Source organism: Dietzia sp. CQ4, from assembly GCF_014145125.1.
Taxonomy (GTDB): domain Bacteria; phylum Actinomycetota; class Actinomycetes; order Mycobacteriales; family Mycobacteriaceae; genus Dietzia; species Dietzia natronolimnaea.
The window spans coordinates 1-4,356 of sequence record NZ_JAALDZ010000364.1 but is presented as its reverse complement, the minus strand read 5'-3'; the positions used below and the strand labels follow the sequence as shown (position 1 = coordinate 4,356).

6 protein-coding genes and 1 riboswitch are annotated in these 4,356 nt (G+C 71.6%); of the genes, 5 read left to right on the top strand and 1 reads right to left on the bottom strand.

Features of this window, described 5'->3' with window-relative positions:
• Positions 1-161 precede the first annotated feature (161 nt).
• From G6031_RS17055 to G6031_RS17045, 3 genes are read left to right on the top strand one after another with little or no spacing between them, the layout of a single operon-like run.
• On the top strand, positions 162-1,064 hold the full coding sequence (locus tag G6031_RS17055; protein WP_182653909.1) for a glutaminyl-peptide cyclotransferase: 903 nt from the start codon (positions 162-164) through the stop codon (positions 1,062-1,064).
• On the top strand, positions 1,057-2,448 hold the full coding sequence (locus G6031_RS17050; protein WP_182653908.1) for an MFS transporter: 1,392 nt from the start codon (positions 1,057-1,059) through the stop codon (positions 2,446-2,448). The genes G6031_RS17055 and G6031_RS17050 overlap by 8 nt, the downstream gene beginning before the upstream one ends.
• Positions 2,445-2,954 (top strand): DUF2771 family protein, encoded by a 510-nt coding sequence (locus G6031_RS17045; RefSeq protein ID WP_179524660.1) that lies wholly within the window; start codon positions 2,445-2,447, stop codon positions 2,952-2,954. Before G6031_RS17050 ends, G6031_RS17045 begins: the two co-directional genes overlap by 4 nt.
• Positions 2,955-2,963: 9 nt before the next feature.
• Here G6031_RS17045 and G6031_RS17040 read toward each other — a convergent pair whose 3' ends face one another.
• Positions 2,964-3,365 carry a cold-shock protein gene (locus G6031_RS17040; RefSeq protein WP_179524659.1) on the bottom strand — a complete coding sequence of 134 codons (402 nt, stop codon included), beginning with the start codon at positions 3,363-3,365 and terminating at the stop codon, positions 2,964-2,966.
• A gap of 121 nt (positions 3,366-3,486) precedes the next feature.
• Here G6031_RS17040 and G6031_RS17035 point away from each other — a divergent pair, with 121 nt between their 5' ends.
• Positions 3,487-3,768: a hypothetical protein gene (locus tag G6031_RS17035; RefSeq protein ID WP_182616131.1), complete on the top strand. Its 282-nt coding sequence runs from the start codon at positions 3,487-3,489 to the stop codon at positions 3,766-3,768.
• 178 nt (positions 3,769-3,946) lie between these two features.
• Positions 3,947-4,103: riboswitch (cyclic di-AMP (ydaO/yuaA leader) on the top strand.
• A gap of 11 nt (positions 4,104-4,114) precedes the next feature.
• Positions 4,115-4,356 (top strand): transglycosylase family protein (locus G6031_RS17030; protein WP_182653907.1); only part of this gene is annotated, 242 nt, incomplete at its 3' end.

Sequence of the window (4,356 nt, the reverse complement as noted above, 5' to 3'; positions counted from 1 at the left end):
GAGGCCAGTCTCTCGCGCAGGGCCTCGTCGAAGCCCGAGGCCTGATCGGTGCTCACGGGGTCCGCCTCCTGATCCGTGCCTACCTCGGTGTTCACCCCACCCATTATGCGCGTCATCGCGACAGCGTCGCGGTCCGGCCCGTAGTACGGCATCCTTGACGCATGCGCAGCGTCCTCGGCACCCTCGGCCCTCTCGCGGTCTCCCTCTCACTCGTCGGCGCCGTCGCGGCGTGTACCGCGACCGGTTCCGACGACGCCGGGAGCGCCACGTCCCCCGGCGCCTCCCTCGCGTCGTCGAGCATGCCCACCGGCTCCGGTTCCGGGTCCGGCGACGCGGCCGGCGGACAGGTGCCGGTGGGCCCGGCCGAGCCCCGGCCCGTACGGGGTTCGGTCGAGGTCGTCCGGACCCTGCCGCACGATCCTGAGTTGTTCACCCAGGGTCTGCAGGTGGTGGGCGACGAGATCTACGAGTCGACGGGTGAGTTCACCCGCTCGCAGGTGCAGCGCCGCCCGCTCGCCGGCGGCCCGCCCACCGTGTCCGTGCGGATGGCGGACGACGAGTTCGGCGAGGGCCTGGCCGTCACCCCGCACACCCTCTGGACCCTGACCTGGACCAACGGGATCGCCCACAATCGGGACCCCCGGACCCTCGAGGTGCGCTCCGAGGTGCCGTACGTGGGCGAGGGCTGGGGCCTGTGTCACGACGGCGAACGGCTGATCATGAGCAACGGCTCCGACCAGCTGACCTTCCGCGACCCCGTCACCTTCGAGCCCACCGGCACGGTCTCGGTGACCTCGGGGGGCACACCCGTGGTCCGGATCAACGAACTCGAGTGCGCGGACGGCACCGTCCTCGCCAACGTCTGGATGACGGACGAGGTCATCCGCATCGACCCCGCCACCGGCGCGGTCACCGCCATCTACGACGCCTCGGCGCTCGAGCGACCCCGGCCGGCCAGCCGCGAGGCGGTTCTCAACGGGATCGCCGCGCTCCCCGGTTCGGAGAACGTGCTGCTCACCGGGAAGTTGTGGCCGACGATGTACGAGGTGCGCCTCATTGGCTGACCGCTCCCCCGGGCCGACTCGTCGAGCCGCGGCCACCGTCGGCCGGGGCGTCCGGCGGGTCTTCCACGCCGACGGGGCCGACAGATCGGGCCTGTCGCAGCTGAGTTACGTCACCGTCGCCAACTTCGCGTGCGACGCGATCCTCGCCGTCGCCCTGGCCAACACGTTGTTCTTCTCCGCCGCCACCGCCGAGTCGCGGAGCAACGTGGCCCTGTACCTCCTCGTCACGGTCGCCCCGTTCGCGCTGATCGCCCCGGTGATCGGACCGGCCCTCGACCGGCTTCGGAGCGGGCGGCGCCTCACGGTGTCGTTGACCTTCACCCTGCGGGCGGTGCTCGCGGTGATCCTCGCGCTCAACTTCGACTCCTGGCTGCTGTATCCCCTCGCGCTGGGGATGCTCGTGCTGTCCAAGACCTTCGGCGTGGTCAAGGCGTCGATCACCCCGCACGTCCTGCCGCCGGCGCTCGACCTGGTCCGGACGAACTCCCGGCTGACGGTGCTCGGCCACGTGGGCGGGTCGTTGATCGCAGGGGCCCTCGCCGGTGCCGTGTCGTGGGTGTGGGGCTCCGACGCGGCCCTGTGGCTGCTCGCCGCGGTGGCGCTGGTGACGGCGTACATCGCGATGACCATCCCCGCACACGCCGAGGCCTCGCTCGACGAGGAGTCGGCGACCCTGCGCGTGGACCGGGGCCGCCCGCTCGTCAGCGGGCTCAAGGCCGTTCTCACCCGGCCGCTGGGCCGTCAGGTCCTGGCCAACCTCTGGGCCGTGTCGATGGTCCGGTTCATGACCGGCTTCCTCACCCTGTTCCTCGCGTTCGTGGCCAAGGCCCAGGAGAACGCCACGGCGGCGGAACAGGCCGGGATGCTCGCGATCGCCGGTGCGGCGGGAGGACTGGGCACCTTCCTGGGGAATGCTGTGGGCGCCCGTCTCCCCCTGGGCCGACCGGGCAGGATCACCACGACGGCGGCGGGCGCAGTGCTGTCGGCGGCGGTGGTCGCGGCGTTCCTCGGCAACATCTGGGCGGCGGCCCCCCTCGCACTGGTGGCGGCGGTGTGCAGCGCGCTCGGCAAGGTGGCGCTCGACGCGTCGATCCAGACGGACATCCCCGACTCCGCACGGTCCTCCGCGTTCGGCCGGTCCGAGACGGCGCTACAACTGGCGTGGGTCGCGGGCGGTGCGCTGGGGGTCCTCCTCCCGCCGGACTTCACCGTGGGCTTCAGCGTGATCTCGGTCGTGGGCGCCCTGCTGTTCGGCCAGTCGCTCCTGACCGCGCGCGGGTCCACCCTGGTACCGGGGCTCGGCGGCAACCGACCCAGGTTCCCCGGAGCGCCACGTGACCCCCGTGCATTCGGCGCGCGCCTGCTCGGCAGAATGGAGGAGTGAGCTCTCACAGCGATGCCCCCGCGTCCGGCACCCGCGTCCGCCCAGTCACCTGGGCGATCCTGGCGTGGGTGATCATCATGGTCGCCGCGATCGTCGGAGCGTGGCAGGGCTCCGCCTCACGTCACGGGGCGGTGCCGGCGATCACCGTCGCCACCGACCGCGACCACGTGGAGGTACTGCCGTTCGCCGCGACGGACCTCGACGGCACGAGCTACACCAACCCGGTGGGTGAGTTCACGGTCACCGGTGAACACACCCTCACGGTGCGGCTGCCGGTGGAACTGCGCCGCGCCACGCTCGACGTCTACGAGATCCGCGCGGACGGGTTCCGCGAATACACCCTCGAACCCGACGGCCCCGGCGAACTACTCATCCCGGTCACCCTCCCCGACGAGGGACGGATCGAGGGACTGGCGCTCCGCGCGGTCGCCCTGGTCTACGCGGCGGACGGCTCCGAGACGATCCTCAGCGGCGAGTGGTCCGTCGGGATCACCTACGCGGACTGAGCCGGCGGGTCACGCGTCCAGTTCGCGGGCGACGGCGCGGAGCACCGACGCCACGCGACCCGACACCTTGTGGTCGGGACGGTGGCCGCGCCGCAACTCGGGTTGGACGGTCGTCTCGAGGACCTTGATCATGTCCTCGACCATCCCGTGCAGTTCATCGGGCGAGTGCCGTGGGCCGCCGCGGGGGGCACGGTCCTGCACGACGGTGGGCTCCTCGTGGACGACCACCCGCAGAGCCTGGGGGCCACGCCGACCGGAGACCATGTCGAACTCCACGCGCTGGCGGGGCCGCAGCGTGTCCACCCCGTCGGGGAGCGCGTCCGACCGGACGTAGACGTCCTCCCCGCCCTCGTGGGACAGGAAACCGAAACCCTTCTCCGCGTCGTACCACTTGACCCTGCCACTGGGCACCGCGAACCACCTCTCCACACGATCGCGCACACGTGCGACCGACATCCACCACGAATGACTCGAGACTACCCTCGCCGAGGCGGTGGCCCGGCGCCCCCGCCGGGCCGGTAGCCTCCCCCGTGTGACCTCCGACGCCCGACCCCCAGCCGACGACCCCGACCCCTGGGCACCCCACGCGGCCGAGCCCGCCCCGGTCCGGCCCAGACGCCGCGGCCTGTTCATCGCGGCGCTGGTCGTCTTCGCCGTCGGTGTGGTGTTCACCGTCCTCGCCGCACTGACCCCGTTCGTCCTGGATCGGGACGCGCCCACCTTCCTGTACCTCGGCGCGATGGTGTTCACCCCGGTCGGGTTCCTCCTGGGGCTGCTGTACGCGATTCTCGGCTCCCGGCCGCCCAGGGTGTGACGGAACCCACCCTCTCGCGAAGTTCCAGGTAACAAGCCGATAACGTCACCTCCCGCCCTCCTGTGTGACCTGGTTCTATCTCAGAATGGTGACGATCCGGCATCAAGCCGCTACTGTTCGGGGCAGACTCGTCAGCGAGTTGGCATCGGACGCACCACCGAACCCCGCCCTGCGGCCGATGCGACATTGACCGTTACCGGGCGGGGACGGGGGACCCGATCAGGGCCCACCTCGGGCCGGCGACCACAGGTCGCCTTGGGGTCAAGCCGCCGCAGGCGGCCGGGCGCACTCGTCCGAACCCGACAGCTCACCCCGTAGGCACAGAGTGAAAAGGACTGACGCGTATATGACCTCGAACACCGGACGCCACCGCGCTGCCGCCACCGCCTCCGCGCCCAGGACGGCGGTGAAGGTCGTCCTCGCGGGCACCGCGTTCTCCGCCGCGGGGCTCGCCCTCGCCCCGGCCGCCAACGCGGCCCCGGACTCCGACTGGGACCGTCTGGCCCAGTGTGAGGCCGGCGGCAACTGGGGGATCAACACGGGCAACGGCTACCACGGCGGGCTGCAGTTCTCGCCGAGCACCTGGGC